Genomic DNA, 2,232 nt, shown 5'->3' on the forward strand with positions numbered 1-2,232 from the left:
ATATCTGGTTGAAAATACCAATGTTAAAAAAATTGTGCTGAATATCAGCGGAGGGGAAGTCCGCAGGTTTGAAGCGGAGCATGTAGGGGACATGTATAAGGTACCGGCACTTATTTCCGGAAAATCCCAGGCAATGGAATTTATTGATTTTCTGCTTAAGGTTGTAACCGTAAGTCTGGGTGAGCTGAAAGATAAATGGACAAACCCAAAAAAACAGACATTCTATCCGGAGATTGGGGATGGCGCAAGGAACCTGGAAAAGTATTATTTAAGAAGAGATGAGGATCCACAGAAGTTCACAGAGAAGTATGTTACAAATAAAATCGATAAACATTTAAAAACACTCTTTACAAAACCTAGTGAAAGGCCTTATTATGAAGAGAACCTAAACGCTTTCAAAATGTTAAAAGAAGTGTGCGATGATAATAATGTGGAACTGATGGTGATAATAGCCCCATCCTTTATCGGTGAGATGAGTGAACATGAAAGTGAGGACTACTGGCAGTTCTTATATGACATTATATCAATAACAGATGTATGGGATTTCAGCGGTTACAACGAAATAGATCTGAACCCCTACAATTTTTACAACGAAGGCCATTTTTTCTATGAAGTATATGATTTAATGGTTGATACAATGAAAGGCACACGTTCCTATGAAGGATTTGGTACTTACGTTACAAAACGAAATGCTTATGAACATATTGAAAAGCGTAAGAATGATTATTACAAATTGAAGAAAGAATATGAAGAAACAGGCACCGTGAAATTAGGTGAATTTGACGATGCCAGCAGAATTCGTTAGGAGTAGTGTGAAATGAGGAAAAACCGTATTTTAGTTGTTGAGGATGAATTAAAACTGGCAAGGACGCTGTCAGATTTTTTGAAAATCAATGGATATGAGGTAATTGTTGCCAACGATGGTCAGCAGGCCGTAGAACTTTTTTATCAGAACATGCATAAATTAGATCTGGTGCTGCTTGATATTATGCTGCCGCATCTGAATGGATTTGAGGTACTGGGTGAAATACGCCAGAAATCCGAAGTACCGGTAATTTTGCTCACTGCTAAAAATGCGATTACAGACCAGTTAACTGGTTTTAATAAAGGCGCGGATGATTATATAACCAAGCCCTATACACTTGCAATTATAAAAGCTCATGTTGAAGCGGTTCTCAAGCGTGCGGGGAAACTCAAGGATGTTTTATTTGCCGGAGAGCTTAAGATTGAGATTGCAAGCCAGAAGGTTTATTTAAAAGATGAATTTATGGAAACTACGCCAAAGGAATTTGAACTTTTGGTGTATTTCCTGGAAAATGAAAACGTTGTACTCTCCAGGGAAGCAATATTAAATTCCGTGTGGGGTTATGATTATAACGGAGATACCAGGACGGTTGACACCATCGTGAAGCAGCTTCGGAAAAAAATGACGGATCAATGTCCCTATATTAAATCTGTCTACGGCGTTGGGTATCTGTTTGGAGTAGGAGAACATGATTAAAAAAATAAAAGGCAATATGATCATAATGCAGTGGGCATTCCTCCTGATTGTTGTTGGAGGAAGCAGCCTTGTGTTCAGTCTTTTTGCAACAGATTACTATGTCGGACAGAAAAGCAAAATGATGGAAGAAGCATTTGAAGAAATAAAATCAGTGGATTTAAAGAAGATTGACAGTGATGATAAGAATTTGTTTAAAAGCTATGAGAATGAGAATTTTTCTTTTGTCATCGCGGATGCTAATTACGAACCCGTATATACTACGAGGAAGTCAGGACCCAAAGCGCAGGTTTATAAGAATGTGAACCTACACATAGAAGACTTTACGGAACAGCCGAAAATCCGAAGAAATATGTCAAAGGTGATGGGGCTGATTCGTTTTCCCGGGATCATTAAGCAGGATGGAAACCTGTATTATGTAAGTATCAAAGAAGAGATTAAATCCGCATACAGCTCATTTAAATATACACAGACTTTCCTGGCCGTAGTCATTGTGATTTCATTGCTGGTGGGAAGCCTTATCATGTATATACTTTCCAACCGTATTGCCAACCCGATTGAGGAAATCGGGGAGGTAGCAAAGCGGGTAGCAAAACGGGACTTTACCAGAAAGGCAAGGACGGATACTTCCTTCCAGGAAATTAACAGCCTGGCGGCAAATATCAATTCCATGTCTGATCAGATACAGGAATTTGTACAGAGTCTGGAGGGAGATAAGGACCGGTTGGAAATAG

At 38.9% G+C, this 2,232-nt stretch carries 3 protein-coding genes; all 3 read left to right on the forward strand.

Annotation, left to right across the window (positions count from 1 at the left end; all coding sequences use genetic code 11):
- On the forward strand, positions 1-805 hold an 805-nt coding region (locus ACH2DQ_RS08260; RefSeq protein ID WP_395026319.1), incomplete at its 5' end, for a hypothetical protein.
- 12 nt (positions 806-817) lie between these two features.
- Positions 818-1,501: a response regulator transcription factor gene (locus ACH2DQ_RS08265; RefSeq protein ID WP_394911073.1), complete on the forward strand. Its 684-nt coding sequence runs from the start codon at positions 818-820 to the stop codon at positions 1,499-1,501.
- Positions 1,494-2,232 (forward strand): HAMP domain-containing protein (locus ACH2DQ_RS08270; RefSeq protein WP_395026322.1); only part of this gene is annotated, 739 nt, incomplete at its 3' end. The genes ACH2DQ_RS08265 and ACH2DQ_RS08270, both read left to right, overlap by 8 nt.

The sequence above is a fragment of the Robinsoniella sp. genome (genome assembly GCF_034124845.1).